Origin of the sequence: Pseudomonas wadenswilerensis (assembly GCF_900497695.1) — a bacterium.
Taxonomy (GTDB): Bacteria; Pseudomonadota; Gammaproteobacteria; order Pseudomonadales; family Pseudomonadaceae; genus Aquipseudomonas; species Aquipseudomonas wadenswilerensis.
The window spans coordinates 86,545-112,418 of record NZ_UIDD01000005.1 but is presented as its reverse complement, the minus strand read 5'-3'; the positions used below and the strand labels follow the sequence as shown (position 1 = coordinate 112,418).

The window sequence follows — 25,874 nt, the reverse complement described above, 5'->3', positions numbered from 1 at the left end:
GACCTAGACCAACCGAACCGCAACAACGTCCAACAACACCATTAGCGTTTTGCAAGGCACCCATCAAGGAGCTTCGGATGAAACAGTTTTTTCTGGCGTCACTGTTAGGCTCGAGCATCGCTCTGTGCACCACGGCCATGGCCGCCGACACCGACCTCAAGGCCCTCGAGGACGCCGCTCGCAAGGAAGGCGCGGTCAACAGCGTGGGCATGCCCGATGCCTGGGCCAACTGGAAAGGCACCTGGGAAGACCTGGCGAAAAAATACGGCCTCAAGCACATGGACACCGACATGAGCTCGGCCCAGGAAGTGGCCAAGTTCGATGCCGAAAAAGACAACGCCAGTGCCGACATCGGTGACGTCGGCGCCGCCTTCGGCCCGATCGCCGTGGCCAAGGGCGTGACCCAGCCGTACAAGCCGAGCACCTGGGATCAGATCCCGGGCTGGGCCAAGGACCAGGATGGCCACTGGGCCCTGGCCTATACCGGCACCATCGCCTTCATCATCAACAAGCAACTGGTGAAGGAACAAGACATGCCGAAAACCTGGCATGACCTGGAAAAAGGCAAGTACAAGGTCGCCATCGGTGACGTCGGCACCGCCGCCCAGGCCGCCAACGGCGTACTGGCCGCAGCCATTGCCTACAAAGGTGACGAGAAGAACATCGAACCGGGCCTGCAGCTGTTCACCAAGCTGGCCCAGCAGAAGCGCCTGTCGCTGGCCAACCCGACCATCCAGACCCTGGAGAAGGGCGAGATCGAAGTCGGTGTGGTCTGGGACTTCAACGGCCTGAGCTACCGCCAGCAGATCGACCCGAAACGCTTCGAGGTGCTGATCCCGTCTGACGGTTCGGTGATCTCCGGTTACACCACGATCATCAACAAGTACGCGAAAAACCCCAACGCCGCCAAACTGACCCGCGAGTATATCTTCAGCGATGCCGGGCAGATCAACCTGGCCGAAGGTCACGCCCGGCCGATCCGTGCCGAGCACCTGAAGTTGCCGGCCGAGGTTCAGGCCAAGCTGCTGCCTAACGAGCAGTACCGCGCCGTGCAGCCGATCAAGGATGCGGCGGCGTGGGAAGCGACCTCCAAGGCCCTGCCGCAGAAGTGGCAGGAGCAAGTGATCATCGAGATGGAGTGAACCTTTGGGGGGTGTCAGGCAGCCCCTGCCGCCCCGATCGCTGGCAAGCCAGCTCCCACAAGGTCCGGTGTATGCAGTACCTGTGGGAGCTGGCTTGCCAGCGATGAGGTCAGCCACAATTGCGGAGTCCCTATGAACTACAACGTCATCCTGGTCCTGCTCGATGGCCTCAACCATCAGGTCGCGCACCACGCCATGGGCCATCTGCATGCTTATGTCGAAGCCGACCGCGCCGCGCTGTACCGGGTCGAATGCGAGCTGCCGTCGTTGTCGCGGCCGCTGTACGAATGCATCCTCACCGGTGTCGCGCCGATCGACAGCGGCATCGTCCACAACAACGTCAACCGCCTGTCCAACCAGCGCAGCGTATTCCATTACGCCCGCGAAGCCGGCCTGGGCACGGCAGCGGCGGCCTATCACTGGATGAGCGAGCTGTACAACCGCTCGCCCTTCGACCCGCTGCGCGACCGCCACACCCACGCGCCCAAGCTGCCGATCCAGCATGGGCTGTTCTACTACGCCGACCACTACCCCGACTCGCACCTGTTCGCCGACGCCGAATACCTGCGCCGCCGTCATGCACCGAACTTTCTTCTGGTGCACCCGATGAACATCGACGATGCCGGCCACCGTCACGGCCTGGACAGCAGCCAGTACCGCAACAGCGCGCGCAGCGCCGACATCCTCCTGGCCGACTACCTGCGCACCTGGCTCGAAGAGGGCTATCAAGTGCTGGTCACCGCCGACCACGGCATGAACAACGACCGCTCGCACAACGGCCTGTTGGCCGAAGAACGCGAAGTACCACTGTTTGTCTTTGGCGAGGCGTTCAGCCTCGACCCGGCAGCCAAGCCGCTGCAGACCGAACTGTGCGGCACCCTTTGCGAATTGCTCGGCGTGCCCCACGACAAACCGGTGTGCCGGGAGCTGCTCAAGTGAATTCGATCACGCGCGGCAAATGGCTGGCCCTGCTCTGCCTGGTACCTTTCGCAGTGTTTTTCATCATCTTCCAGATCGCCCCGCTGGCCTGGGTAATGCTCCACAGCGTGCAGGTGGAATCGACCTGGGGCCTGGATAATTTCAGCAAGATATTCAGCTCGAAGTTCTATCGCCAAGCGATCCAGCACAGCCTGGAAATCAGCTTCTGGTCAAGCCTGTTCGGCATCCTCATCGCCATCCTCGGCAGCTATTCCTTGCGCCGGGTCGACTCGCGCCTGCGCGATTTCGTCAATGCCTTCGCCAACATGACCAGCAACTTCTCCGGGGTGCCGCTGGCCTTTGCCTTCATCATCCTGCTCGGCTTCAACGGCGCGTTGACGATGCTGCTGAAACAGGCCGGGATCATCGAAGACTTCAACCTCTATTCCAAGACCGGGCTGATCATCCTCTACACCTATTTCCAGATCCCCCTCGGCGTGCTGTTGCTCTACCCGGCCTTCGACGCCCTGCGCGAGGACTGGCGCGAATCGGCCGAGCTGCTTGGCGCCGGCGCCTGGCAATACTGGCGGCACATCGGCCTGCCGGTGCTCACCCCGGCGCTGCTGGGCACCTTCGTGATCCTCCTGGCCAACGCCCTGGGCGCCTACGCCACGGTCTATGCGCTGACCACCGGCAACTTCAACGTACTGCCGATCCGCATCGCCGCGCTGGTGGCCGGCGACATCTCGCTGGACCCGAACCTGGCCAGCGCCCTGGCGGTCATCCTGGTCGGGCTGATGACCCTGGTGACTTTCGTCCATCAATGGCTGTTGAAGCGGAGCTACCATGTCGCGCGCTGAACCGGGCTCTGCCACGTTGTACCACCGCCTGGTGGTCTACCTGCTGTTCATCATTCTGCTGCTGCCGCTGGCCGGCACCCTGCTCTACTCGCTGGCCACCAGTTGGTCGGCCAGCCTGTTGCCCAGCGGCCTGACCTTCAAGTGGTACCTGGCGCTGTGGAGCGACCCGCGCTTTCTCGCCGCCTTCGGCCAGTCGCTGCTGGTCTGTGTCGGCGCCCTGCTGCTGTCGGTGCTGCTGATCCTGCCGCTGTTGTTCGTGGTGCATTACCACTTCCCCCGGCTCGATGCGCTGATGAACATCCTCATCCTGCTGCCCTTCGCGGTGCCGCCGGTGGTGTCGTCGGTGGGCCTGCTGCAACTCTACGGCTCGGGGCCGATGGCCATGGTCGGCACGCCGTGGATCCTGATCGGCTGCTACTTCACCGTGGCCCTGCCGTTCATGTACCGGGCGATCACCAACAACCTGCAGGCGATCAACCTGCGCGACCTGATGGACGCCGCCCAGCTGCTCGGTGCCAGCACCTTCCAGGCCGCCTTCCTGGTGGTGTTGCCGAACCTGCGCAAGGGCCTGATGGTGGCCTTGCTGCTGTCGTTCTCGTTCCTGTTCGGTGAGTTCGTGTTCGCCAACCTGCTGGTCGGCACCCGCTACGAGACCCTGCAGGTGTACCTCAATAACATGCGCAACAGCAGCGGCCACTTCAACAGTGCCCTGGTGGTTTCCTATTTCCTCTTCGTGCTGGTGCTGACCTGGGCAGCCAACCGCCTGAACAAGGACAAGTCCTGATATGAGCTTCGTCAGCGTACAGAACCTGCAAAAAAGCTATGCCGGCAGCCCGGTGTTCAACGACATCAACTGCCAGATCGAACGCGGCGAATTCGTCACCCTGCTCGGCCCTTCCGGTTGCGGCAAATCCACCCTGTTGCGCTGCATCGCCGGGCTGACCGCCGTGGACAGCGGGCGGATCTTGCTCGATGGCAACGACCTGGTGCCGCTAAGCCCGCAAAAGCGCGGGATCGGCATGGTGTTCCAGAGCTACGCGCTGTTCCCCAACATGACCGTCGAGCAGAACGTCGCGTTTGGCCTGCGCATGCAGAAGGTCAACAGCGACGATAGCCAGGCGCGGGTACGCGAGGTGCTGCAACTGGTCGAGCTGCAGGATTTTGCCCGCCGCTACCCGCACCAGCTGTCCGGCGGCCAGTGCCAGCGCGTGGCCCTGGCCCGCTCGCTGGTCACCCGCCCGCGCCTGCTGCTGCTCGACGAGCCGCTGTCGGCGCTGGACGCGCGTATTCGCAAACACCTGCGCGAGCAGATCCGTGCCATCCAGCGCGAGCTGGGCCTGACCACCATCTTCGTCACCCATGACCAGGAAGAAGCGCTGACCCTGTCTGACCGCATCTTCCTCATGAACCAGGGCCGCATCGTTCAGAGCGGCGATGCCGAAACCCTCTATACCGCGCCGGTGGACGTATTTGCCGCCGGCTTCATCGGCAACTACAACCTGCTCGATGCCGACAGCGCCAGCCGCCTGCTGCAGCGGCCGATTGGCAGCCGCCTGGCAATCCGCCCGGAAGCCATCGTCCTGAGCCTCAACGGCGAACTCGAGGGGCTGGTACGCAGTCACAGCCTGCTCGGCAACGTGATCCGCTACCGGGTCGAAGCGCGCGGGGTAGAATTGCTGGTCGATGTGCTCAACCGCTCGTCCGCCGACCTGCACCCGGATGGCCAGCGGGTATCCTTGTCGATCGATCCCACCGCCCTCTGCGAAGTCGCCTGAGGGTTGCACAGGAGTTTTTCTGAATATGGCACTAGCGATTTTCGATCTGGACGAAACCCTGATCCACGGTGACTGCGCGTCATTGTGGAGCGAGCAGATGGTCCGCCTTGGCTGGGTCGATGGCGAGTCGTTCCTGCGTCGTGACAAGGAACTGATGGATGCCTACGGCAAGGGCCATCTGGCCATGGAGGACTATATGACCTTCAGCCTGGAGCCGCTGATTGGCCGCACCCCGGAAGAAGTCGAGCATCTTGTAGCACCGTGGGTGGAAGATTTCATCGAACCGATCATCTTCAGTGACGCCACCAAAACCATTGCCGCCCACCGCAAGGCTGGCGACCGGATCCTGGTGATTTCGGCCTCTGGTACCCACCTGGTCAAGCCGATTGCCGACCGCCTGGGCATTGATGAAATTCTTGGTATCGAGCTTGAGGTTGCACACGGTGTTTACACCGGCAGCACCACTGGCGTGCTGACCTACCGCGAAGGCAAGATCATCCGCTTGCTGGAATGGCTGGACCAGGAAGAAGAAAACCTTGAAGGCGCGAGTTTCTACTCGGATTCACGCAACGATCTGCCGTTGCTGCTGAAGGTGGATTTCCCGCATGTGGTCAATCCGGACCCGGTGTTGCGTGAGCATGCCGAGAAGAACAAGTGGCCGATTCATACCTGGAAATGAAAAGCATCGCTGGCAAGCCAGCTCCCACAGGTACTGCATACACCTGACCTGTGGGAGCTGGCTTGCCAGCGATTGGCGGACTACACCAGACTCTCGTCGATCACCAGCACCAGCTTGCCCGACACCTGATTACTCGCCAGCTCGGCAAACGCCGCTTCGGCATCCTTGATCGGGAAGGCCTTGGCCAGTTGCGGCTTGAGCCGGCCTTCACTGAACAGCGGCCACACCTGTTGGCCCAGATCGCTGAGCAGGTCAGCCTTGAACTGATCATCACGGGTACGCAAAGTCGAACCCATTACCTGCACGCGCTTGCCCAGCAGTTGCGCCAGGTCCAGCTCGGCCTTGCGCCCGCCCATCAGGCCGATGATCACCCAGCGTCCGTCCCGTGCCAGCAGCTTGAGGTTGAGCTCGGCATAGTTGGCGCCGACCGGGTCGAGGATCACGTTGAATGGGGCGAAATCATTCAGCGCGTTGAGGTCTTCACCACGCACCACGCCGCCGCTGGCGCCCAGCCCTTGGCAATAAGCCAGCCGCTCGGCCGAGCCAACGCTGACCCAGCACGGGCTGCCAAAGGCCTTGCACAGCTGGATCGCCGCCGAACCGACGCCACTGGCGCCGGCATGCAGCAACACCTTCTCACCGGGCTTGAGCGCGGCCAGCTGGAACACGTTGAGCCAGGCCGTGGCATACACCTCGGGGATTGCCGCTGCTTCCTGCAGGCTGAGGCCTTCGGGTACCGGCAACACGTGGCGGCCATCGACCACCACTTCCTCGGCCATGCCGCCGCCGGCGAGCAAGGCACAGACCCGATCGCCGACCTTCCAGGAGGAACCGGCGCCCACTTCGCTGATGATCCCTGAGCATTCCAGGCCGAGAAACTCGCTGGCCCCCGGCGGTGGCGGGTAGAGCCCGGCACGCTGGAGCAGGTCGGCACGATTGAGGCCGGCTGCGGCCACGCGAATTCGTACTTGACCGATATCGCAAGCTGGACTTGTCGTCGCAACCCACTCCACATGTCCGTCAACGCCTTGCAATGCCTTCACAGTGCCTCCATAGTTGAGTCATGACTGAGCCCGGGTGCTGTAGCCCCGGGCTTTTTGCATTATGCGTCCGGTTTTCATGGAACCGGCGAATTCAAAGACGGCCTAATATGCGTGATCAATTGTCCCTACGTCGAATCAGCATGAAGCATTTTCTGCCGAGCACCACCCTCGCCCTGTTGATCGGTCTGGGCAGTCTGCCATTGGCGGGCAGTGCATGGGCCGCCAACAGCTGGGATAAGCTCCAGCCTGACCGCGATGAAGTGGTCGCCAGCCTCAATGTGGTCGAGCTGCTCAAGCGCCACCACTACAGCAAGCCGCCGCTCAACGATGCGCGCTCGGTAATCATCTACGACAGCTACCTCAAACTCCTCGATCCTGCGCGCAGCTACTTCACCGCCAGCGACATCGCCGAGTTCGACAAATGGAAGACCCAGTTCGACGATTTCCTCAAGAGCGGCAATCTCGACCCCGGGTTCACCATCTACAAGCGCTACCTGGACCGGGTCAAATCGCGTCTGGACTTCGCCCTCGCCGAGCTGAACAAGGGCGTCGACAACTTCGACTTCACCACCAAGGAGACCTTGCTGATCGACCGCAAGGACGCTCCGTGGATGAAGAACCAGGCCGAGCTCGACGACCTCTGGCGCAAACGCGTCAAGGATGAAGTGCTGCGCCTGAAAATCGCCGGCAAAGAGCCCAAGGCGATCCAGGAGCTGCTGACCAAGCGCTACAAGAATCAGCTCACGCGCCTGGACCAGACCCGCGCCGAAGACATCTTCCAGGCCTACATCAACACCTTCGCCCAGTCCTACGACCCGCACACCAACTACCTGTCGCCCGACAACGCGGAAAACTTCGATATCAACATGAGCCTGTCGCTCGAAGGTATCGGTGCCGTGCTGCAAAGCGACAACGACCAGGTCAAGATCGTGCGTCTGGTACCGGCCGGCCCTGCCGCCAAGACCAAGCTGGTGGCACCGGCCGACAAGATCATCGGCGTGGCCCAGGGCAACAAGGAAATGGTCGACGTGATCGGCTGGCGCCTGGATGAAGTGGTCAAGCTGATTCGCGGGCCGAAAGGCTCGGTGGTGCGCCTGGAAATCATCCCGGCCAGCAATGCGCCGAACGACCAGACCACCAAGATCGTGCCAATCACCCGTGAAGCGGTGAAACTCGAAGAGCAGGCCGCGAAAAAATCGGTGCTCAAGCTCAAGCAGGACGGGCGCGACTACAAGCTCGGCATCATCGAGATCCCGGCCTTCTACCTGGACTTCAAGGCCTTCCGTGCCGGCGATCCGGAGTACAAGAGCACCACCCGCGATGTGAAGAAACTGCTGACCGAACTGCAGAAGGAAAAAGTCGACGGCGTGGTCATCGACCTGCGCAACAACGGCGGCGGCTCGCTGCAGGAAGCCACCGAGCTGACCAGCCTGTTCATCGACAAGGGCCCGACGGTGCTGGTGCGCAACAGCGACGGCCGCGTCGACGTGCTTGAGGACGAGAATAGCGGCGCCTTCTACAAAGGCCCGCTGGCGCTGGTGGTCAACCGCCTGTCGGCCTCGGCGTCGGAAATTTTCGCTGGCGCCATGCAGGATTATCACCGCGCGCTGATCCTTGGCGGGCAGACCTTCGGCAAAGGCACGGTGCAGACCATCCAGCCGCTCAACCATGGCGAGCTGAAACTGACCCTGGCCAAGTTCTACCGGGTTTCCGGGCAGAGCACCCAGCATCAGGGCGTGCTGCCGGACATCGATTACCCGTCGATCATCGACACCAAGGAAATCGGCGAAAGCGCCCTGCCCGAAGCCATGCCATGGGACACCATCCGCCCGGCGATCAAGCCTGCGGTCGACCCGTTCAAGCCGTTCCTGGCCCAGCTCAAGGCCCGTCACGACACCCGTACGGCCAAGGATCCGGAGTTCGTCTATATCCGCGACCGCCTGGCCCTGACCCAGAAGCTGATGAACGAGAAAACCGTCAGCCTCAACGAAGCCGAACGCCGTGCCCAGCATGCCGATATCGAAAGCAAGCAACTGGCGCTGGAAAACACCCGACGCAAGGCCAAGGGCGAAGAGCCGCTCAAGGAACTGAAGAAGGAAGACGAAGACGCCCTGCCGGTCGAGCCGGACGATACCAAGCCGGAAGACGACGCCTACCTGAAGGAGTCCGGGCTGATCCTGCTGGATTACCTGGGCCTGAATTCGCAGGTGGCGCGGAACAACCCGTAAAACGGTGATGGCAAAATAATGTGACTGTGCGTCATTGCGTCATCAAATAGTCATCAGACTGTCGTGAAATAAGGGACTGAGCGCCGCGGGTGCTCAGTCCCTTTTTTTCAAGGTAGCCCTGCCATGACCGTCAACGAACAGCTCAGCGCGTTGAGCACCATCCTGGCTCAAAGCGGCTTGCACAGCCTGTTCCAACCCATTGTCTGCCTGTCCGAACGGCGCATCCTCGGCTACGAAGCACTGAGCCGCGGCCCGTCCAACAGCCCGTTGCACTCGCCGATCAACCTGTTCGCCGTGGCCCGCCAGGCCGGCCGCCTGACCGAGCTGGAAGTGGCCTGCCGCGAGAGCGCCTGCCGGCGCTTCAGCCAGCAGAACCTCGAAGGCAAGCTGTTCCTCAACGTCTCGCCGGAATCCTTGCTCGAGCCGCAGTACCAGTCCGGGCGTACCCTGAAGATGCTCCACGAACTTGGCGTGCCGCCCAGCCGGGTGGTGATCGAGCTCACCGAACAGACGCCGACCGACGACTTCCAGCTGCTGTTCAACGCCCTGCACCACTACCGCGACATGGGTTTTTCCATCGCCCTCGACGACCTCGGCGCCGGCTATTCGAGCCTGCGCCTGTGGTCGGAGCTGCGCCCGGACTACGTCAAGATCGACCGTCACTTCATCGACGGCATCCACCTGGATGCGGTCAAGCGCGAGTTCGTCGGCTCGATCCTGCAGATCGCCCGAGCGTCACGAGCCCAGGTGATTGCCGAAGGTATCGAACTGGCCGAAGAGCTCAAGGTGCTCACCGAGATGGGCATCGACCTGGTCCAGGGCTACCTGCTGGGCCGCCCGCAGGAACAGGCGGCGCGGGATGTGCAGGGCATGCTCGGGCAACCGGCGCAGGTGCTGCAGAGCCTCAATGAAGACAGCGGCAACCTCGCCGCGCTGCTGATCGAACAGCCCGCGGTGAACCGCGAGGCGCCCACGCCGCAGGTGCTCGAACTGTTTCGCAGCCAGGCCAATCTCAATTCCCTGGCGGTGCTCGACGCGCATGGGCAGCCATGTGGCATCGTGCATCGCCACTCGCTCTCCGAGGCCCTGCTCAAGCCGTTTGCCACTGATTTGTTCGCGCGCAAGCCGATCAGCCGGTTGATGAGCGATGATTTTCTCGCCGTGGATCTGGGCCAGTCGCTGCAACAGGTCAGCCGCCTGCTCACCAGTCGCGCCCGCCAGCGTATCGAAGAAGATTTCATCATCACCCACAACGGCCGCTACCTGGGCCTGGGGCGGGTGATCGACGTGCTCAAGCTGATCACCGAGCAGAAGATCCAGCAGGCCCGCTATGCCAACCCGCTGACCCTGCTGCCGGGCAACGTGCCGATCCAGCAGTGCCTGACCCGCCTGCTGCAACAGCAACGCGCGGCAGCGATCTGTTACGTGGATATCGACAGTTTCAAGCCGTTCAACGATATCTACGGCTATGGCCGCGGCGATGAAGTGCTGCTGTGCCTGGCCCAGTGCCTGAGCGAACGGGTCGACCCCAGCCGGGATTTCGTCGGCCATATCGGTGGCGACGATTTCATGCTGGTGCTGGGCTCGGAAGATTGGCAACAGCGCTTGCAGCTGTTGCTGGAGGACTTTCAGAAACAGTGCCGGCGCTTCTACCGTGCCGAGCACCTGCAGGCCGGGTGCTTCGTTGCCACCGACCGTCAGGGCCGGCGCCAGGAATTCGCCTTGCTATCGCTGTCGATCGGCGTGGTGCAGTTGCACCCGCAGGCCTGTGCCGGGCTCGATGCCGGGCAACTGGCCGAGCTGGCCTCACAGGCCAAGCATCAGGCCAAGGATGTGCCCGGGCACAGCCTGTACCTGATCGATACCGCGCCTGCCGTTCAGGCTTCTTCGTGTTCGGGGTAGCTGTACTCGAACACCCGCACCACTTCCGAGGCGTGCCAGGAGGCTGCGGCCATACCGTCGGACGGCCCGGAGAAACGCCCCAGGCGCTCGACGCACTCGAAGAAACCGGTGCGCGGCAAACGGCTGGCACCCTGGCTGATCACCAGCGAACTGCGCAGCGGCTGCTCGGCGCGGGCGTCAAGCGCCGCCAGGTGCTCCAGCGCCGCGGTCAGGGTCTGCATGGCCGGGCTGGGCAATTGCAGACGCTCGAGCAAGGCACGGTAAGTCAGCAGGTGACGTTGGCGGCGGGCGACATCCAGCTCGCCGAGCAGGCCTTCCCAGTGCTGGCGGCTGATCCGCACGCTCACGACGGCTCGCTCCAGCCGGCTACACCCAGCTCCCAGGCCAGGCTGCGGCGGATCGCGGCATCCGGCTGGCGTTCGCCGCTTTCGATCAGCGCCAGGTACACCGGGCTGATGCCGACGCTGCGTGCCAGCTGCTCCGGCGCCAGGCCCTTGCCCTCACGCAAACGCGCCAGCTCGCTGAAACTCGGCAAGCTGGCGCTGTCTGTGGCGCTGGATGGTGTGTTTTCGGCGGCAACCGGCTCGCCTTGCCCGGCTGCTTTAAGCAGTGCCTGGTACTGCTCCCAGGGAACAACCGCGTACTCGGGTTGACCGTCTCGGCTGATGACCTGAATACCCATTACAACCCCCTTGTAGGATTACGATATGTAATCGGTAGGCATAATCCTTATGCCAATTATATTACCAGCCAACAAGGGTGTGCAGGGTCGCGATGTGATCAGCTTTTTTCCTGTTCCAGGCGTAGCGCTTCCGGCGTGTCGGGCAGGCGTTCGACCACCCGCAGTTTTTCCGGTGCCTGACGGCTGCGCCAGGCGCTGAAAGCGGCCAGTTCATCGGATACGGCTTTCATCACCCAGGCCAGCACGGCGATGTCGTCGAGCATGCCGACGCCCAGCAACCAGTCGGGGATCGCATCCAGCGGGCTGACAAAATACAACAATCCCGCCACTACCGTGATCAGCGCCTTGGGGCTGATGGCCCGGTACTCGCCGCGCCACCAGGCCAGGCACAGGGCCTGCATCAGGCGCACGTCCTCGCGCAGCTTGCCCAGCCGCGGGCCTTTGCGCGCCACGGCAAAAATCAGCGCCGGCAGGCGCCCGCGGCTGAGCAAGCGCTCGGCCAGGGGCAGAAATCGGGCGAAATTCCACGGTGCTTTCATACGGCCTCCAGGGCCAGTGCCAAGGAAGGTTATCCACAATAATTGTGGATAACCTTGTGAACAGAGCTCAGTTTCAGGCTCAAGGCGCCCGCCCGGCAAGGGTCCGGGTTAAATCGGGCGTTTTTTACACACCTGTTTCAATCACGCAAACGTTTTGCCCGCTGCGCCATGATTCGTCAACAGCCGCAGCTTTTAAGACCCTGCATGGCCCCGAGGGTTCGTTAAACCCCAGAAACGACAACGCCCCGTCGAGACGGGGCGTTGCCGGTATCAGCTGGCCTTACTCGGCAGCAGGATCGGCAGGCTCATCAGCCTTGGCCTGGTCCTTGATACCCAGCAGTTCCAGTTCGAATACCAGCACCGAGTTGGCCGGGATCATCGGGCTCGGGCTCTGGGCGCCGTAAGCCAGGTCCGACGGGATGTACAGCTTGTACTTCTCGCCCACGTGCATCAGTTGCAGGCCTTCGACCCAACCCGGGATCACGCCGCTGACCGGCAGGTCGATCGGGCTGCCACGCTCGACGGAGCTGTCGAAGACCTTGCCGTCGATCAGCTTGCCTTCGTAGTGGACGGTTACCACGTCAGTCGGTTTTGGCTGGGCGCCATCAGCCTTCTTGATCACTTCGTACTGCAGGCCCGAAGCGGTAGTCACTACGCCAGTCTTCTTGCCGTTTTCTTCAAGGAACTTCTTGCCGGCCGCAGCCGACTCTTCGCTCATCTTGACCAGGCGCTCTTCAGCGCGCTTTTGCAAGGCTGCGAAGGCTTCAACCAGCTCTTCGTCCTTGATCTTCTGTTCTTTCTTGCCGACAGCGTCTTCGATACCTTGAGCAACAGCTTTCGAATCAAGGTCGTCCATGCCTTCCTGAGCCAGGCTTTTGCCCATGTTCAGGCCAATACCGTAGGAGGCTTTCTGTGCCGGAGTCTTCAGCTCGACGCTGGTCTGCGAATCGCAACCCGCCAGTACCAGGCTAACCAGGGCAACCGCAGCCGCCAACCGATGCTGTTTCATGCTATTTCCTTGTTCATGCGCCAATAGGGCAATCGAGTAAAGCCGCGAGCTTATCAGGCGGCCACGACCAATGGCTACCGGCATGAGAGCAAGAAAACCCGGATAAGTTCAGCCAGATTAAACCTTCTTCATCCTCGGCTGCAGCCAGTGGCCAGTATTGACGGGACCCGGCAGTTGGGCAAATCCGCCGGTGAGGTTTTGTAGCAGTTTGTATCGATGCCGTGCAGCGGGCGGTTATCATCCTGGGCAGCGCAGCAGCGGCAAGGACGGCAGCAATGTGGGACGGCAGGGTCACCTTCAGCGACTACTGGTTCGGCTATGTGGGACACAGTGAGGATTCATCGGCCCACAGCCATGTGGCCATCCAGCTTTGCATCGGGATTCGCGGCCCGGTGCGGGTCGATTTCGAACAGCACAGCCTGGAAGGCGCTGGCGTCATCATCGGGCCTTTCGTCAAACACCGCTCGGTGCAACAGCCGCAGCCGCTGGCGTTTCTGTTCATCTACCCGGAATCGCCCCTTGGGCGCGCACTCAACGCACAGTTGCCACTCAATGGCAGCGCCCTGGCCAGCCAGGCCATCGTCGACTGCTTCGCCCTGCAGCGCAGCACCGAACAGACCGTAGCGGCACTGAACCGCATCGTCGGCAGCCCAGCGGATTTCGACCCGCGCCTGGCCAGCGCCCTGTCCTTGTTGCGCGAAGACTGCGACGGCAGCGGCGCGGTCGGCCGCGCAGCCGAAGCGGTCGGGCTGTCCAGCCCGCGCCTGCGTCACGTGGCCACGCGCGACATGGGCGTGCCGCTGTCGCAGTGGATCATCTGGCGCAAGCTGGAGCGCGCCGCACACGCCCTGGCAGCCGGCCATAGCTTGAGCGAAGCGGCCGTGGATGGCGGCTTTGCCGACCAGGCGCACCTGAGCCGGATGATGCGGCGCATGCTCGGCCTGTCTCCGGCGCAAGCGGCTGGCGTGCTGATGCGCACGAGCGATTCGTTCAATACCTGACCTGCTGCACACGCCAAGCTCTGCCCTTCTTGATGACTAGAGGCGCAGTTCATGGGCAAGCCTACCTACCTGAAGCTAGTGGTCTGTACCGCAGTAATCGGCAGCCTGATGCTGCTCGGCTGGCAACGCTGGCAGTACAAACTGCAATACGTCAGCACCGATAACGCCGAGGTCGAGGGCATCATCGTGCCGATCCGCGCCAGACTTTCGGGCATCGTTGTGCAAGTGCCGGTGCAACACAACGGCCGGGTAGCCAGCGGCGACCTGTTGCTGCAGCTGCGCGATGATGAATACCTGCAACAACGAGACAAGGCCCAGGCAGCATTGAACAGGTTGCATGCGGCCACCGGCAGCCAAGGCACGCCCGGATTGCTTGATAGTCAGGCGCGCAGCGCGGCGGCCAACAGCCAGGCCGCCACCGCAACCATCGGCCAGCTCTCTGCCGGGCTTGAACAGGCCCGTAGCGACTTTCAGCGCGCCCGACGCCTGGCCGCCCAAGGCGTCCTCAGCAACCAGGACCTGGAAGCGGCCAAGGCGCAGTTCGATGCCCTCGGCCACCAGTTGCAGGGCGCGCGCAACAACGCCCAGGCCGCGGCGCAGGGCAGTCTGGCGCAACAGGCTGCGCTAAAGTTGCAAAGCTATCGAATCGATGCCGCCCGGGCCGACCTGGAACTGGCGCAGATTCGCTTGCAAGACACCCGTCACCGCGCGCCGCTGGCCGGTATCGTCGCCGACAAGCATGTCGAACCCGGGCAGTTCGTGGTGGCCGGGCAAAAGTTGCTGAGCCTGGTCGCTACCGATCATTTGTGGGTAGTGGCCAACTTCAAGGAGACCCAGATCAGCCGGGTCCGGGTTGGCCAGCCAGCACGCGTCACGCTCGACGCCTTCCCCGACAGGGTATTGCGCGGCCGGGTGCAGAGCCTGGTGCCGGCCACAGGGGCACGCTTCTCGTTGCTACCGCAGGAAAACGCCAGCGGCAACTTCACCAAGGTGGTCCAGCGCCTGCAAGCGCGGATCGAACTTGAGCCGCTTGCGCTGCCTTACCAGGCAGCCATGAGCCAGGGCATGAGCGCCTTGGTCGAAGTCGATACCGGTGATGAGCAACGCTTATGAAATCGCCCTGGCTGGTCGCCTTCAGCGTGACCCTGATCTCGATGATGGAGCTGCTCGACGTCACTATCGTCAACGTTGCCATTCCCAGCCTGATGGGCAGCTTCGGCGCCTCGGTGGATGAAATTTCCTGGGTCTCGACCAGTTACATCATCGCCAACGTGGTAATCCTCCCGGCCAGTGGCTGGCTGTCGGCCTGGTTCGGCCGGCGCAACTACTACCTGGTTTCCTCGATCCTGTTCGTACTGGCCTCGCTGGGCTGCGCGATGTCCACCGAACTCTGGCAACTGGTGGCCTTTCGGATTATCCAGGGCCTGGCCGGCGGTGGCTTGCTGGGTATCTCCCAGGCGATCATCTACGACGTGTTCCCCAAGGAAAAGGTCAGCACTGGCCTGGCCCTGTACGGGGTCGGGGTAATGATGGGACCGACCCTGGGGCCCTCGGTGGGCGGTTACCTGATTGATGAATTCTCCTGGCACTGGATCTTTCTGATCAACCTGCCGATCGGCGCTGTGGCGATCCTTCTGTCGTGGCTCTGCGTGCATGACTCGATCAACGAGAAACGCCCGCAAAGCATCGACTACATCGGCTTCGCCCTGCTCGCCCTGGGCGTCGGCAGCCTGCAGATCATGCTTGAGCGTGGCGAACACTGGGACTGGCTGGAGTCGGACCTGACTATCGCCTGCCTGTTGCTGGGCAGCTTCGGCCTGCTGGCGTTTTTCTGGTGGGAGCAGCGCGTGGCCACGCCGATCGTCAACATGGCGCTGTTTCGCAACCGCGAGTTCCTCATGGGCTCGATCTGTGCCTTTTGTGTCGGCTTCGGCCTGTACAGCACACTGTTCATGGTGCCGTTGCTGCTGCAGACGCTGCTTGAGCAGAGCGCCTACCAGAGCGGCATGGTGATCTTTCCCGGCGCCCTGGCCAGCGCCGTTAGCACCCTGGTGATCGGCAAGCTGTCCCAGGAAAACAAGGTCGATGAACGGCTGTTCGTCAGCATCGGCATCCTCATCTACGGCTATGCGATGTACCTGCACACCCAGTTCACCCTGCAAAGCAGCCCCGACACCCTGTACTGGCCGCTGATCATCCGCGGGCTTGGTCTGGGCATGATTTTCGTTCCGCTCACCAACCTGGCGATGCGCCAACTGCCTGCACAACTGATCTCGGTCGGCTCGGGGGTGCTCAACCTCATGCGCCAGCTCGGTGGCAGCGTCGGCATCGCCATTGCCGCAACTTTGCTGACGCGCTTTTCCTGGGCGCGCTACCGGCAATTATCCGAGCACGTCACCGAGTCGAGCATCATCGCCAGCGGCTGGGATGTTGCCCGCTACGACCCGCGCGTGCTTTCGCTGGGCACCAGCGATCCCGCTCAGGCGCAAGCCCTGCTGGTCCTGGTCAATACCCGTGAACAGGCACAGATGCTCGGCTTCAGCATGCTTTTCGGCCTGCTCGGCGCAGTCATGCTGATCGGTGTGCCGATGGTCCTGCTGATGCGCAACCCCAAACGAATCGCTCAACCCGAACAGGAAGCCTTGCCGTGCTCGAACAACTCTCGCGAATCCACGCAGGCCTGATGGCCCTGGCACTGCTCGGCAGCAGCCAGCAGGCCCGGGCTGAAGACCTCTACCAGCTCTATCAAAAAGCCCTGGCCCATGACATGAAATACGCCGCGGCCATCGAACAGCAACGTGCCAGCAACGAAAAAGAACCCCAAGGCCGCGCCCTGCTGTTGCCCAACCTGTCACTTGAAGGGGGCGCCGCTTGGGTCGACCGCGACGACAGCGGTGCAGCGACACGCAATCGCGACAACTCCAATGCCTACGCACTGGTGCTGATCCAGCCGCTGCTGCGCTGGCAGAACGTGATCGGCCATGACCAGAGCAAGGCCCTGGTGCTGGCCGGGGAAATCAACCTGCAGGCCGCCCGCCAGGACCTGATGCTGCGGGTCGCCGACGCCTACTTTGACCTGCTGCTGGCCGAAGACCTGCTCGGCACCAGCCGCCAGCAGGTGCGCACCCTGCAGGAGCAACGCGGCAAGGCTGAACGCTTCTACCAGGCCGGCTCCGGTACCGAAAGCGAGGTGCAGCGCATCCAGGCCCGCTACGACCTGGCCTATGCCCGGCAGATGGCCGCGCACAACGCCGTGCAATTGCACCAGGAAACCCTGGCGCAGTTGACCGGCAGCGTGCCCGCGTCCCTCGCCCGACTCGACCCGCAGGTGCGTTTTCAGGGGCCGCAACCGGCGTTGATCGGCACCTGGGCCGAGCAGGCGCAACAGCACAACCTCAAGGTCCAGGCGGCGCAGATCAAGCGCCTGGTGGCAGAAAAGGAGATCGACAAGCAACAGGCCGGGCATTTGCCCACGGTCGACCTGGTGGCCGCTCACGGGCGCTTCGCCTCGGTGGGCGGCAGCCTGTACGACGTCACCCTGCCGGAAGAAAAGTACACCCAGACCGTGGTCGGTGTGCAGGTCAGCCTGCCGTTGTACGCTGGTGGCGGCACTACCAGCCGCAGCCGCGAGGCCCGCGCCCTGCACGGTGTGGCCCTGGATGAAGTCGAAGACGCCCGCCGCGAGGCTGGCCTGATGGCGCGCCAGGCCTACCTGACCCTGACCAGCGGCATCAGCCAGTATGCGGCGCTGCAGCAGGCGCTGCGCTCGAGCCAGACCAACCTGACCTCGACCACCCGTGCCTTCGAAGCCGGTGCGCGGATCAGTGCCGATGTGCTGGATGCCGAACAGCAGGTGACCCAAACCGAGCAGCAACTGGCCGAACAGCGTTATTCAATCGTGCTGGCCCAGCTCAGGCTGCTGGCCGCCAGCGGCAGCCTCGGCGATGCCGGCCTGCAAGAAATCAACGCGCTGTTGTCAGCGGGCACTCAAGGGTAGTGGCCGTCGCGGTACTGCGCCGCCACCTCGCGCAAAACCTCGCACAGCCATTGCGCCGGCACTGCCAGGGGCAAGGCGGCGTTGCTGCAGATGCCGACCGAGCCGCCCGGCTCGCTGACGCCCAGGTCCAGCTCGCACAGCTCACCGCGGCCGAGGTCGACGCGCACCGCATCCCGAGGCGCAACCCAGACCGCATCGCTGCCTTGCACATAACGGCGGCTGAGGGCCGGCGACAGGGTTTCCAGGCGCTGCGTGGGTTGCTCGATGGCGCACTGCACGAACAGGCTGTCGGCGTGCTTGCGGATGGTCGTGCCGGCCAGCGGCAACACCAGCGGGTAGCGCCCGACCTGGCTGCGCTCGATCGGCTGGCGGCCCAGCAAGGGATGACCGGGGCGCACCACCAGCGACATCGACTCACTGTACAGGTGCTCGAACATCAGCCCCTGGATTTGCGGGCTGTCGGTCATGCGTCCGATCACCAGGTCCAGTTCACCCACATGCAATTGCCCGAGCAGGTGCGCGCTGGGGCCGGTGGCAACGCTGACCACCAGGGCGTCATGGCGCTGGTGCAGGCGGCAAAGTACTTCGGGCATCAGCAGGCTTTCGACGGTCGACAGCACGCCGACACGCACCTGGGGCGGCGCATGCTCTTCGCCGCGCAAGGTGCTGACACCTTCGCGCAGGGCCTGCACGCTGGGGCCGGCGTAGCGCATGAAACGCACCCCGGCCGGGGTCAGCTCGACGCCCTGCTTGCTGCGCTCGAACAGCCGCGTCTGCAGCAGGTCTTCAAGTTCCTTGAGGGTCTTGGAGATGGCCGGCTGACTGATCGCCATGGCGTCGGCGGCCTTGGCAAAACTGCCCTGGCGGGCAATCTCGAGAAAGCACAACAGGTGGCGGAATTTGATCCGGGTATCGAGGTTCATCCCCGGAGTTTATCGGGGCTCCGGCAAGACTGCGACCGCTTTGCGGTCGATCGCCGGCAAGACCGGCTCCCACAGGTACTGCATACCCCAGACACTGTGGGAGCTGGCTTGCCAGCGATGAGGCCATCAATAGCGCCCCAGCTCTACCTGCTCGCCACTGATCCGCACCGGCCACACCTGCAACGCCTGCTGCGGATCCTCCAGGCAACGCCCGTCACGCAAGCAGAAATGCTGCTTGTACAACGGTGCCGCCACCACCAGTTCGCCCTTGAGCTCCCCCACCAGCCCGCGGCCGATCACATTGGCCCCGGACCTGGGGTCGTGGTTGTCCACGGCAAACACCGGCGTGGCCTGCCCTGGCAGGTAGAACAGTGCCACCTGGCGGCCGTCGAACCACACCACCACCCCCGACTGGGCGACCAGGTCGGCACGGGTGCAGACCGTCTGCCAGTGTTGCGCCTGAACAGTTATCGCAGCGTTGGACTGGCTCATCAAAGCACCTCCTCGGTGGTCGGGATCAAGTGAAGTTCGCCAGCGCCGATGGGCCGGCGCTGGCCGCGTTCGCGGACAAAGTGCACACCCGGGTCCGGGCGCTGGTCGTTGACGAAGGTACGGAAGCGCTTGAGCTTGTCCGGATCCTTCAGGGCATTGGCCCACTCGCACTCGTAGCGGTCGACCACCTGTTGCATCTGCGCTTCCAGCTCGGTACCCAGGCCGAGGCTGTCGTCGAGGATCACCTGTTTGAGGTAGTCCAGCCCGCCCTCCAGGATTTCGCGCCACACCGAGGTGCGCTGCAGCTTGTCGGCGGTGCGGATGTAGAACATCAGCACGCGGTCGATGATGCGGATCAGGCTGGCGTCGTCCAGGTCGGTGGCGAACAGTTCGGCATGCCGCGGGCGCATGCCGCCGTTGCCGCAGATGTACAGGTTCCAGCCTTTCTCGGTAGCGATCACGCCGATGTCCTTGCTCTGTGCCTCGGCGCATTCGCGGGTGCAGCCGGACACCGCGAACTTGAGCTTGTGCGGCGAACGCAGGCCCTTGTAGCGGTCTTCCAGGGTCAGGGCCATCTGTACGCTGTCCTGTACGCCGTAGCGGCACCAGGTGCTGCCCACGCAGGATTTCACCGTGCGCGTCGACTTGCCGTAGGCGTGGCCGGTCTCGAAGCCTGCGGCAATCAGTTCGGCCCAGATTTCTGGCAATTCATGCAGCTGGGCGCCGAACAGGTCGATGCGCTGGCCGCCGGTGATCTTGGTGTAGAGGTCGTATTTTTTCGCCACTTCGCCGATGACGATCAGCTTCTCGGGGGTGATCTCGCCGCCGGGAATCCGCGGCACCACCGAGTAGGTGCCGTTCTTCTGCATGTTGGCCATGAACGTGTCGTTGGTGTCCTGCAGCGGCACCAGCGACGGGTCCATGATCGGCTGGTTCCAGCACGAGGCGAGGATCGAGCCGACCGTGGGTTTGCAGATATCGCAGCCGACATGGCCGCGCCCATGCTTGGCGAGCATCTCGTCAAAGCTGAGGATGCCCTCGACCCGCACCAGCGCGTACAGCTCCTGGCGGGTGTAGGCGAAGTGTTCGCACAGGCTCTTGTCGACGCTGACGCCGCGGGCGATCAGCTCATGCTCGAACACCTGCTTGAGCAATGCCGCACAACCGCCGCAACCGGTGCAGGCCTTGGTCTGCTGCTTGAGCTGGCCAAGCTCGCCGCAACCGCTGTCGATGGCGGCGCAGATCGCGCCCTTGCTGACGTTGTGGCAGGAACAGATGGTCGCGCTGGCGGGCAAGGCATCCGCGCCCAGTGCCGGCGCGCCGGCCGACTGCGGCAGGATCAGGCCGGCCGGATCGGCTGGCAGGGCAATACCGTTCTGCACGTATTGCAGCAGGGTATCGTAGTAGCTGTTGTCGCCAACCAGCACCGCACCGATCACCTGTTTGCCGCTGGCATCGACCACCAGGCGGCGGTAGGCCGAGGCAGCTTCATCGATAAAGCGATAGCTGCGCGCACCCGGGGTGGCGCCATGGGCGTCGCCAATGGAGCCGACATCGACGCCGAGCAGCTTGAGCTTGGTCGACATGTCGGCCCCGGTGAAGCTGCCAGCGTCCTCACCGGACAGCGCCGCCGCGACATTGCGTGCCATGCTGTAGCCCGGCGCTACCAGGCCGAACACGCTGCCGTTCCACGAGGCGCATTCGCCGATGGCGAAGATCCGTGGGTCGCTGCTGCGACAAGCACTGTCGATCATCACCCCGCCGCGTGGCGCGATGTCCAGACCGCTGCTGCGGCCCAGGGCATCCTGCGGGCGGATACCGGCGGAGAACACGATCAGGTCGGTTTCGAGAAATTCGCCGCCGTCGAAGTTCATCCGGTAGCGATAGTCTTCACCGGCAACGATGGCCTGGGTCGCCCGCGACAGGTGCACGCCAACCCCCAGGGCTTCGATCTGCGCACGCAAGGCCGCGCCGCCTTCGGCATCCAGTTGCACCGGCATCAAGCGCGGGGCGAACTCCACCACGTGGGCTTCCAGGCCCAGGGATTTCAAGGCATTGGCTGCCTCCAGGCCGAGCAGGCCACCGCCGACCACCACGCCCCGGCGGGCACTGTTGGCGGCGGCACGGATGGCATCGAGGTCATCGAGAGTGCGATAGACCAGGCGCGCCGCCCCGTGCGAGCCTTCGATCGGCGGCACGAACGGATAGGAGCCAGTGGCCAGGACCAGTTGATCGTAAGGATAACGCCCGAGGTGGGTGACCACTTCGCAGCGTTCGCGGTCGATCTCCAGCACCTGCTCGCCCAGGTGCAGGTGGATGCCGTGCCCGGCGTACAAACCCGCCTCGCCCAGCGCCAGGGTCTCGGCATCGCTGCCGCTGAAGTATTCCGACAGGTGCACGCGGTCGTAGGCGCGCTGGCGTTCTTCGCCGAACACCCGCACCTCGAAGCGACCCAGGGCACCGCGTTCGATCAGTTGCTCGACGCAGTGATGACCGACCATGCCGTTGCCGACGATGATCAGCTGTTGCCGCGCTTCGATGCTGGTAAACCCATTCATACCCGATCCTCACTCAAGGCCATTCACGGTGGCTTTGCTGCTGGGGGCCAACCCCGAAAAACAAAAAAAGGCGCCTGGAGCCGAAGCTCCAGGCGCCTTTGCCTGGTCGTTTTATGTAGTCCCGGTTGCGAATCGCCATTGACCCGCGAGGACGTTGTACTTAAGCAAAAGCAGGTAGCGTGCCAACTGCCAAAGCCTTTGAAACCGGGGCTTGAGGACTGTCCACCACGGCCGTTATCGACCCAGGCTGGTGCAGCCCTCCCCCTTATGGGGCACTCAGTACACGTCGCGCAGGTAGCGTTTGGCGCGGCTCAGCTCGCTGACATAGGCCTCGGCCCGCTCCACACTCATGCCGCCGTACTGATGCACCACCTGCTTGAGCGCCGCATCGACATCCCTGGCCATGCGCTCGGCGTCACCACAGATGTAGAAATGCCCACCCTCCTCCAGCCAGCGCCAAAGCTCGGCGCCCTGTTCGAGCAGGCGCTGCTGCACGTAGATCTTCTGCGCCTGATCGCGGGAGAACGCGGTGTCCAGGCGGGTCAGGTGGCCGTTGCGCTGCCAGGCCAGCAGCTCGTCGCGGTAATAGAAATCCGTAGCGGCCTGCTGTTCACCAAACAACAGCCAGTTGCGGCCTGTGGCGCCTTCAGCCTGACGCTCCTGGAGGAACGCCCTGAACGGCGCGATACCGGTACCGGGGCCGACCATGATCACTGGCGCCGTACTATCGCTGGGCAGGCGAAAGTGCGCGGTCGGTTGGCTGAAGATTTCTACGCGGCCCGGCTCACCGCGGTCGGCCAGGTAGGTCGAGCACACGCCCTTGCGCTGGCCGTAACGGACGGTGGAAACCGTCAGGTGAACCTGATCAGGGTGCAACTTCTGGCTCGAGCTGATCGAGTACAGCCGCGGCTGCAAGGGTTTGAGCAGGCTCAACCAGGTCTCCAGGCTCAGCTCGGGTGTGCAGCCGTACACCAGGTCGATCAGTTGCTTGCCCCACAGCCAGTCCTTGAGCGCGGCCTTGTTGTGCGGCTCAAGCAACTCGCGCAACTGTGGATTGCCAACCGCGAAGGCCTCGAGCAACTGCGGGGTAATCCGGGCGATCTCCAGGTGTTGCAACAGCGCCTCGGCCAGCGGCATGTCGGCCTGGCCCTTGAGGCTGACGCAGCGGCTGCCATCGAAGCGGGTGGCGCTCAGCAGTTCGTCGACCAGCGCCGGGCAGTTGCGCGGCCACACGCCCAGGGCGTCACCGGCCTGATAAGTGAAACCGCTGTCGCCCAGGTCGAATACCAGTTGGCGGGTTTCCTTGAGCGCGCCGGGGCCGTTGAGCAGGCGATTGCCGACCAGAGTCGTTGCCAGCGGCCTGGTTTTGCTGAAGCCGGTTGCGGCCGGCGCTGCCACTGGCGCTTCGAGCAGCAGCTGGCCGTGGCCCAGTTTGCCCAGCAGCGCCTGCAGCCATTGCCCGGCCGGTTCATTGAAATCGCCCTCGCAATCGACCCTGTCGAGCAAGCGCTCAGCCCCCAGTTCTGCCAGGCGCTGATCGAGCTTGCGACCAAACCCGCAGAACTGTTCATAGCTGGAATCCCCCAGGGCCAGCACCGCATAAGGCAAGCCGGCGCAGCGTTGAGAATGCTCGCCGTGCAGGCCACGCCAGAATGCCGCGCCGCTGTCCGGCGCGTCACCGTCGCCAAAGGTGCTGGCGATCAGCAGCAGGCTGGCCGGGTTGTCCAGCTGCTCCAGGGCCACGTCTTCCATACAGCTCAACTGCACCGGCAAGCCGACCTTGCGCAGGCGCTCGGCACACTGCTCGGCCAGGGCCTGACCGTTGCCGGTTTGCGAGGCCCAGAGCAGCAGGTGTTTGTCCTGCACCGAAACGGGCTGATGATCGATCTGGGCGGCGTTGATACGTTCGCCAGCGACCCGGCTCAGGGCCACCGCGCAATACTTGAAGGCCGGTTGCAGCGACAGCGGATCGACCGCGTCGCTGGTCAGCGCATTGATCGCCAGGTGTTCACCGTAGACGTCGTTCCAGTGGAACGGCGCAAAGCAGTTTCCCGCCAATACCCGGGTGGTGATCCGTGCCGGCAGTACGGCCTGCCCGCGGCGTGAACGGATCTGCACCTGGTCCTTTTCAGCAATGCCCAGGCGCTCGGCATCGTCCGGATGAATTTCCACGAACGGCCCGGGGTCAAGCTTGTTCAGCGCCGCCACCTTGCCGGTCTTGGTCAGGGTGTGCCACTGGTGCTGGACCCGGCCGGTGTTGAGCACCAGCGGGAAGTCAGCGTCCGGCAGCTCGGCGCTGGGCAGGCACGGCCGGGCAAAAAAGCGTGCCTTGCCCGTGCGGGTGGGGAAGGCAATGGCAGGTGCCTCGCCTTGCGCATCGCGCAACAGGGCCTGGCTGATACCGTCGTTGCGATAACGCAGCGGGCTGCGATCGTTCTCACGCCCGGGTTCACACGGCCATTGCTGCGGCGTCTCACGCAAAGCGGCATAGCTGACGCCGCGCACATCGTAGCCCGTGGCCGGGTTCCAGGCCTGGCGCAACTCGTTGAACACCGCTTCAGCATTGGCGTAGCTGAACGCCTCGGCATAGCCCATGGCGCAGGCGATACGGGCAATGATCTGCCAGTCGGGCAAGCTCGCGCCCGGCGCCTCGACGGCCTGGTTCATCAGGGTCAGGTTGCGCTCGGAATTGACCATCACCCCCTCGCCCTCAGCCCACAGCGCGGCGGGCAGGAGAATATCGGCGTAGCGGTTAGTCTCGGTGTCGAGGAAGGCATCCTGGGTGATCACCAGTTCCGCCGCCTGCAAACCTTCGATCACTTGCTGGCGGTTGGCGACGCTGGCCACCGGGTTGCTGCAGATGATCCAGCAAGCCTTGATCTGCCCGGCAGCGAGGTTTTCGAACAGCGCCACCGTGCCGTCACCGGCTTCGCTGCGCAGGCTGCCGGTGGGGATCTGCCACAGCTGCTCGACGAAGGCGCGATCCGCCGCGACCAGCGCCGAGCGTTGCCCTGGCAGGCCCGGGCCCATGTAGCCCATTTCGCGCCCGCCCATGGCATTGGGCTGGCCGGTCAGCGAGAACGGTCCGCTGCCCGGCCGGCAAATGGCGCCGGTGGCCAGGTGCAGGTTGCACAGGGCGTTGCTCTGCCAGGTGCCATGGATGCTCTGGTTCAGGCCCATGGTCCAGCAGCTCATCCACTCCGGGGCCTGGCCGATCCAGTTGGCGGCCTGGCGGATATCGGCTTCGCGCAGCCCGGTGATAGCAGCGACCCGCTCGGGTGTGTAGTCCTGTAAAAAGGCCGGCATATCCTCCCAGCCTTCGGTGTAGCGCTGGATGAAATCGGCGTCGCACTGACCGTTTTCCAGCAACAGGTAGAGCAGGCCATTGAGCAACGCCAGGTCGGTACCCGGCTTGATCTGCAGGAACAGGTCGGCCTTGTCGGCGGTAGCGCTGTGCCTGGGGTCGACGACGATCAGCCGGGCACCGGCCTTGAGCCGGTCGAGCAGGCGCAAAAACAGGATCGGGTGACAATCGGCCATGTTCGCGCCGATCACCAGGAACACCTCGGCGCGGTCAAAATCCTGGTAGCTGCCCGGCGGCCCATCGGCGCCCAGCGACAGCTTGTAGCCGCTGCTAGCGCTGGCCATGCACAGGCGCGAGTTGGACTCGATATGCCGGCTGCGGACAAAACCCTTGGCCAGTTTATTGATCAGGTACTGGGCCTCCAGCGACATCTGCCCGGAGACATAGAACCCCAGGGCGTCGGGCCCATGTTCATCAATGATCGCCCGCAGGCGCTGTGCTGCCTGTTCGATAGCGGTATCGATGCCGCTCTGCACCGGGTCGCGCTGACGCTGGTCGCGCAAGTAAGCGTGCTCCATGCGCCCGGACTCACGCAGCGGTTGATGGGCGGTCAGACCCTTGGTGCACAGGCGGCCAAAATTGCTGGGGTGCAGCTTGTCACCACTGACCTTGGTCACCCGCCCGCCTTCGACGCTCATGACGATGCCACAACCGACGCCACAATACGGGCACACGCTGCGCACGCTGGTGCTGCTCATCGGCCTACCTCCTGATTGCGCAAACAAAAAGGCGCCCTGCTGCCCCCGGCTTGAATGAACAAGC

General features: G+C 63.5%; 21 protein-coding genes. 12 read left to right on the top strand and 9 right to left on the bottom strand.

Going from position 1 to position 25,874, the window contains the following annotated elements:
- Positions 1 to 77 precede the first annotated feature (77 nt).
- The 6 genes from CCOS864_RS07740 (at position 78) to CCOS864_RS07715 (ending at position 5,374) form a co-directional block, all read left to right on the top strand.
- Positions 78 to 1,142: an ABC transporter substrate-binding protein gene (locus tag CCOS864_RS07740; RefSeq protein WP_115085789.1), complete on the top strand. Its 1,065-nt coding sequence runs from the start codon at positions 78 to 80 to the stop codon at positions 1,140 to 1,142.
- Positions 1,143 to 1,274: 132 nt separating this feature from the next.
- Positions 1,275 to 2,081: an alkaline phosphatase family protein gene (locus CCOS864_RS07735; protein ID WP_115085788.1), complete on the top strand. Its 807-nt coding sequence runs from the start codon at positions 1,275 to 1,277 to the stop codon at positions 2,079 to 2,081.
- Positions 2,078 to 2,920, top strand: a complete 843-nt coding sequence (locus tag CCOS864_RS07730) for an ABC transporter permease (protein WP_115085787.1) — start codon at positions 2,078 to 2,080, stop codon at positions 2,918 to 2,920. The genes CCOS864_RS07735 and CCOS864_RS07730 overlap by 4 nt, the downstream gene beginning before the upstream one ends.
- Complete coding sequence (locus CCOS864_RS07725; RefSeq protein ID WP_115085786.1) at positions 2,907 to 3,704, top strand: ABC transporter permease; 798 nt, start codon at positions 2,907 to 2,909, stop codon at positions 3,702 to 3,704. The genes CCOS864_RS07730 and CCOS864_RS07725 overlap by 14 nt, the downstream gene beginning before the upstream one ends.
- Position 3,705: 1 nt before the next feature.
- Positions 3,706 to 4,695, top strand: coding sequence for an ABC transporter ATP-binding protein (locus tag CCOS864_RS07720; protein ID WP_115085785.1), 990 nt, complete (start codon positions 3,706 to 3,708; stop codon positions 4,693 to 4,695).
- A gap of 25 nt (positions 4,696 to 4,720) precedes the next feature.
- Positions 4,721 to 5,374, top strand: coding sequence for an HAD family hydrolase (locus CCOS864_RS07715; protein WP_115085784.1), 654 nt, complete (start codon positions 4,721 to 4,723; stop codon positions 5,372 to 5,374).
- Positions 5,375 to 5,454: 80 nt separating this feature from the next.
- Here CCOS864_RS07715 and CCOS864_RS07710 read toward each other — a convergent pair whose 3' ends face one another.
- Positions 5,455 to 6,417 (bottom strand): NAD(P)H-quinone oxidoreductase, encoded by a 963-nt coding sequence (locus CCOS864_RS07710; RefSeq protein WP_115085783.1) that lies wholly within the window; start codon positions 6,415 to 6,417, stop codon positions 5,455 to 5,457.
- Positions 6,418 to 6,557: 140 nt separating this feature from the next.
- Here CCOS864_RS07710 and CCOS864_RS07705 point away from each other — a divergent pair, with 140 nt between their 5' ends.
- Both CCOS864_RS07705 and CCOS864_RS07700 read left to right on the top strand, forming a co-directional pair.
- A complete protein-coding gene (locus CCOS864_RS07705) occupies positions 6,558 to 8,645 on the top strand; it encodes a carboxy terminal-processing peptidase (protein ID WP_166675656.1) in 2,088 nt (695 codons plus the stop codon).
- 123 nt (positions 8,646 to 8,768) lie between these two features.
- Positions 8,769 to 10,547: a bifunctional diguanylate cyclase/phosphodiesterase gene (locus CCOS864_RS07700; protein ID WP_115085781.1), complete on the top strand. Its 1,779-nt coding sequence runs from the start codon at positions 8,769 to 8,771 to the stop codon at positions 10,545 to 10,547.
- On the opposite strand, the gene CCOS864_RS07695 is transcribed toward CCOS864_RS07700, so the two are convergent.
- From CCOS864_RS07695 to CCOS864_RS07680, 4 genes are all read right to left on the bottom strand, one after another.
- Positions 10,523 to 10,894 (bottom strand): hypothetical protein, encoded by a 372-nt coding sequence (locus tag CCOS864_RS07695; protein WP_010224211.1) that lies wholly within the window; start codon positions 10,892 to 10,894, stop codon positions 10,523 to 10,525. The two genes, CCOS864_RS07700 and CCOS864_RS07695, sit on opposite strands and share 25 nt — an antisense overlap.
- The gene (locus CCOS864_RS07690) at positions 10,891 to 11,229 is read right to left on the bottom strand and encodes a helix-turn-helix domain-containing protein (protein ID WP_115085780.1); all 339 of its coding nucleotides are present in this window, start codon (positions 11,227 to 11,229) and stop codon (positions 10,891 to 10,893) included. Before CCOS864_RS07690 ends, CCOS864_RS07695 begins: the two co-directional genes overlap by 4 nt.
- 98 nt (positions 11,230 to 11,327) lie before the next feature.
- Positions 11,328 to 11,768, bottom strand: a complete 441-nt coding sequence (locus CCOS864_RS07685; protein WP_115085779.1) for a YkvA family protein — start codon at positions 11,766 to 11,768, stop codon at positions 11,328 to 11,330.
- Positions 11,769 to 12,048: 280 nt separating this feature from the next.
- A complete protein-coding gene (locus CCOS864_RS07680; protein ID WP_095161523.1) occupies positions 12,049 to 12,777 on the bottom strand; it encodes a BamJ family beta-barrel-assembly machinery protein in 729 nt (242 codons plus the stop codon).
- A gap of 275 nt (positions 12,778 to 13,052) precedes the next feature.
- Between CCOS864_RS07680 and CCOS864_RS07675 the strand changes: the two genes are divergently transcribed.
- The 4 genes from CCOS864_RS07675 to CCOS864_RS07660 are packed head-to-tail and all read left to right on the top strand — an operon-like array spanning position 13,053 to position 17,775.
- On the top strand, positions 13,053 to 13,778 hold the full coding sequence (locus CCOS864_RS07675; protein WP_095161521.1) for an AraC family transcriptional regulator: 726 nt from the start codon (positions 13,053 to 13,055) through the stop codon (positions 13,776 to 13,778).
- Positions 13,779 to 13,829: 51 nt separating this feature from the next.
- Positions 13,830 to 14,891, top strand: a complete 1,062-nt coding sequence (locus CCOS864_RS07670; RefSeq protein ID WP_095161519.1) for an HlyD family secretion protein — start codon at positions 13,830 to 13,832, stop codon at positions 14,889 to 14,891.
- Positions 14,888 to 16,462: a DHA2 family efflux MFS transporter permease subunit gene (locus CCOS864_RS07665; RefSeq protein WP_115085778.1), complete on the top strand. Its 1,575-nt coding sequence runs from the start codon at positions 14,888 to 14,890 to the stop codon at positions 16,460 to 16,462. The genes CCOS864_RS07670 and CCOS864_RS07665 overlap by 4 nt, the downstream gene beginning before the upstream one ends.
- On the top strand, positions 16,426 to 17,775 hold the full coding sequence (locus tag CCOS864_RS07660) for a TolC family outer membrane protein (protein ID WP_115085777.1): 1,350 nt from the start codon (positions 16,426 to 16,428) through the stop codon (positions 17,773 to 17,775). Before CCOS864_RS07665 ends, CCOS864_RS07660 begins: the two co-directional genes overlap by 37 nt.
- Here CCOS864_RS07660 and pcaQ read toward each other — a convergent pair.
- From pcaQ to CCOS864_RS07640, 4 genes are all read right to left on the bottom strand, one after another.
- A complete protein-coding gene (pcaQ, locus tag CCOS864_RS07655; protein ID WP_115085776.1) occupies positions 17,766 to 18,698 on the bottom strand; it encodes a pca operon transcription factor PcaQ in 933 nt (310 codons plus the stop codon). The genes CCOS864_RS07660 and pcaQ overlap by 10 nt on opposite strands.
- Positions 18,699 to 18,824: 126 nt before the next feature.
- Entirely contained in the window at positions 18,825 to 19,190 is a 366-nt protein-coding gene (gene nirD, locus CCOS864_RS07650) for a nitrite reductase small subunit NirD (protein WP_115085775.1), read from the bottom strand.
- On the bottom strand, positions 19,190 to 21,748 hold the full coding sequence (nirB, locus tag CCOS864_RS07645) for a nitrite reductase large subunit NirB (RefSeq protein ID WP_115085774.1): 2,559 nt from the start codon (positions 21,746 to 21,748) through the stop codon (positions 19,190 to 19,192). Before nirB ends, nirD begins: the two co-directional genes overlap by 1 nt.
- A gap of 276 nt (positions 21,749 to 22,024) precedes the next feature.
- Positions 22,025 to 25,810, bottom strand: coding sequence for a bifunctional nitrate reductase/sulfite reductase flavoprotein subunit alpha (locus tag CCOS864_RS07640; RefSeq protein WP_115085773.1), 3,786 nt, complete (start codon positions 25,808 to 25,810; stop codon positions 22,025 to 22,027).
- Positions 25,811 to 25,874 lie beyond the last annotated feature (64 nt).

Excerpts from the sequence above, each read along its gene's own strand:
- CCOS864_RS07675 (WP_095161521.1), top strand. The coding sequence starts at position 13,053 with ATGTGGGACGGCAGGGTCACCTTCAGCGACTACTGGTTCGGCTATGTG.
- pcaQ (WP_115085776.1), bottom strand. The coding sequence starts at position 18,698 with ATGAACCTCGATACCCGGATCAAATTCCGCCACCTGTTGTGCTTTCTC.
- CCOS864_RS07640 (WP_115085773.1), bottom strand. The coding sequence starts at position 25,810 with ATGAGCAGCACCAGCGTGCGCAGCGTGTGCCCGTATTGTGGCGTCGGT.
- CCOS864_RS07665 (WP_115085778.1), top strand. The coding sequence starts at position 14,888 with ATGAAATCGCCCTGGCTGGTCGCCTTCAGCGTGACCCTGATCTCGATG.
- CCOS864_RS07690 (WP_115085780.1), bottom strand. The coding sequence starts at position 11,229 with ATGGGTATTCAGGTCATCAGCCGAGACGGTCAACCCGAGTACGCGGTT.
- nirB (WP_115085774.1), bottom strand. The coding sequence starts at position 21,748 with ATGAATGGGTTTACCAGCATCGAAGCGCGGCAACAGCTGATCATCGTC.
- CCOS864_RS07700 (WP_115085781.1), top strand. The coding sequence starts at position 8,769 with ATGACCGTCAACGAACAGCTCAGCGCGTTGAGCACCATCCTGGCTCAA.
- CCOS864_RS07725 (WP_115085786.1), top strand. The coding sequence starts at position 2,907 with ATGTCGCGCGCTGAACCGGGCTCTGCCACGTTGTACCACCGCCTGGTG.
- CCOS864_RS07735 (WP_115085788.1), top strand. The coding sequence starts at position 1,275 with ATGAACTACAACGTCATCCTGGTCCTGCTCGATGGCCTCAACCATCAG.
- CCOS864_RS07685 (WP_115085779.1), bottom strand. The coding sequence starts at position 11,768 with ATGAAAGCACCGTGGAATTTCGCCCGATTTCTGCCCCTGGCCGAGCGC.
- CCOS864_RS07670 (WP_095161519.1), top strand. The coding sequence starts at position 13,830 with ATGGGCAAGCCTACCTACCTGAAGCTAGTGGTCTGTACCGCAGTAATC.
- nirD (WP_115085775.1), bottom strand. The coding sequence starts at position 19,190 with ATGAGCCAGTCCAACGCTGCGATAACTGTTCAGGCGCAACACTGGCAG.
- CCOS864_RS07680 (WP_095161523.1), bottom strand. The coding sequence starts at position 12,777 with ATGAAACAGCATCGGTTGGCGGCTGCGGTTGCCCTGGTTAGCCTGGTA.
- CCOS864_RS07740 (WP_115085789.1), top strand. The coding sequence starts at position 78 with ATGAAACAGTTTTTTCTGGCGTCACTGTTAGGCTCGAGCATCGCTCTG.
- CCOS864_RS07720 (WP_115085785.1), top strand. The coding sequence starts at position 3,706 with ATGAGCTTCGTCAGCGTACAGAACCTGCAAAAAAGCTATGCCGGCAGC.
- CCOS864_RS07715 (WP_115085784.1), top strand. The coding sequence starts at position 4,721 with ATGGCACTAGCGATTTTCGATCTGGACGAAACCCTGATCCACGGTGAC.
- CCOS864_RS07705 (WP_166675656.1), top strand. The coding sequence starts at position 6,558 with ATGAAGCATTTTCTGCCGAGCACCACCCTCGCCCTGTTGATCGGTCTG.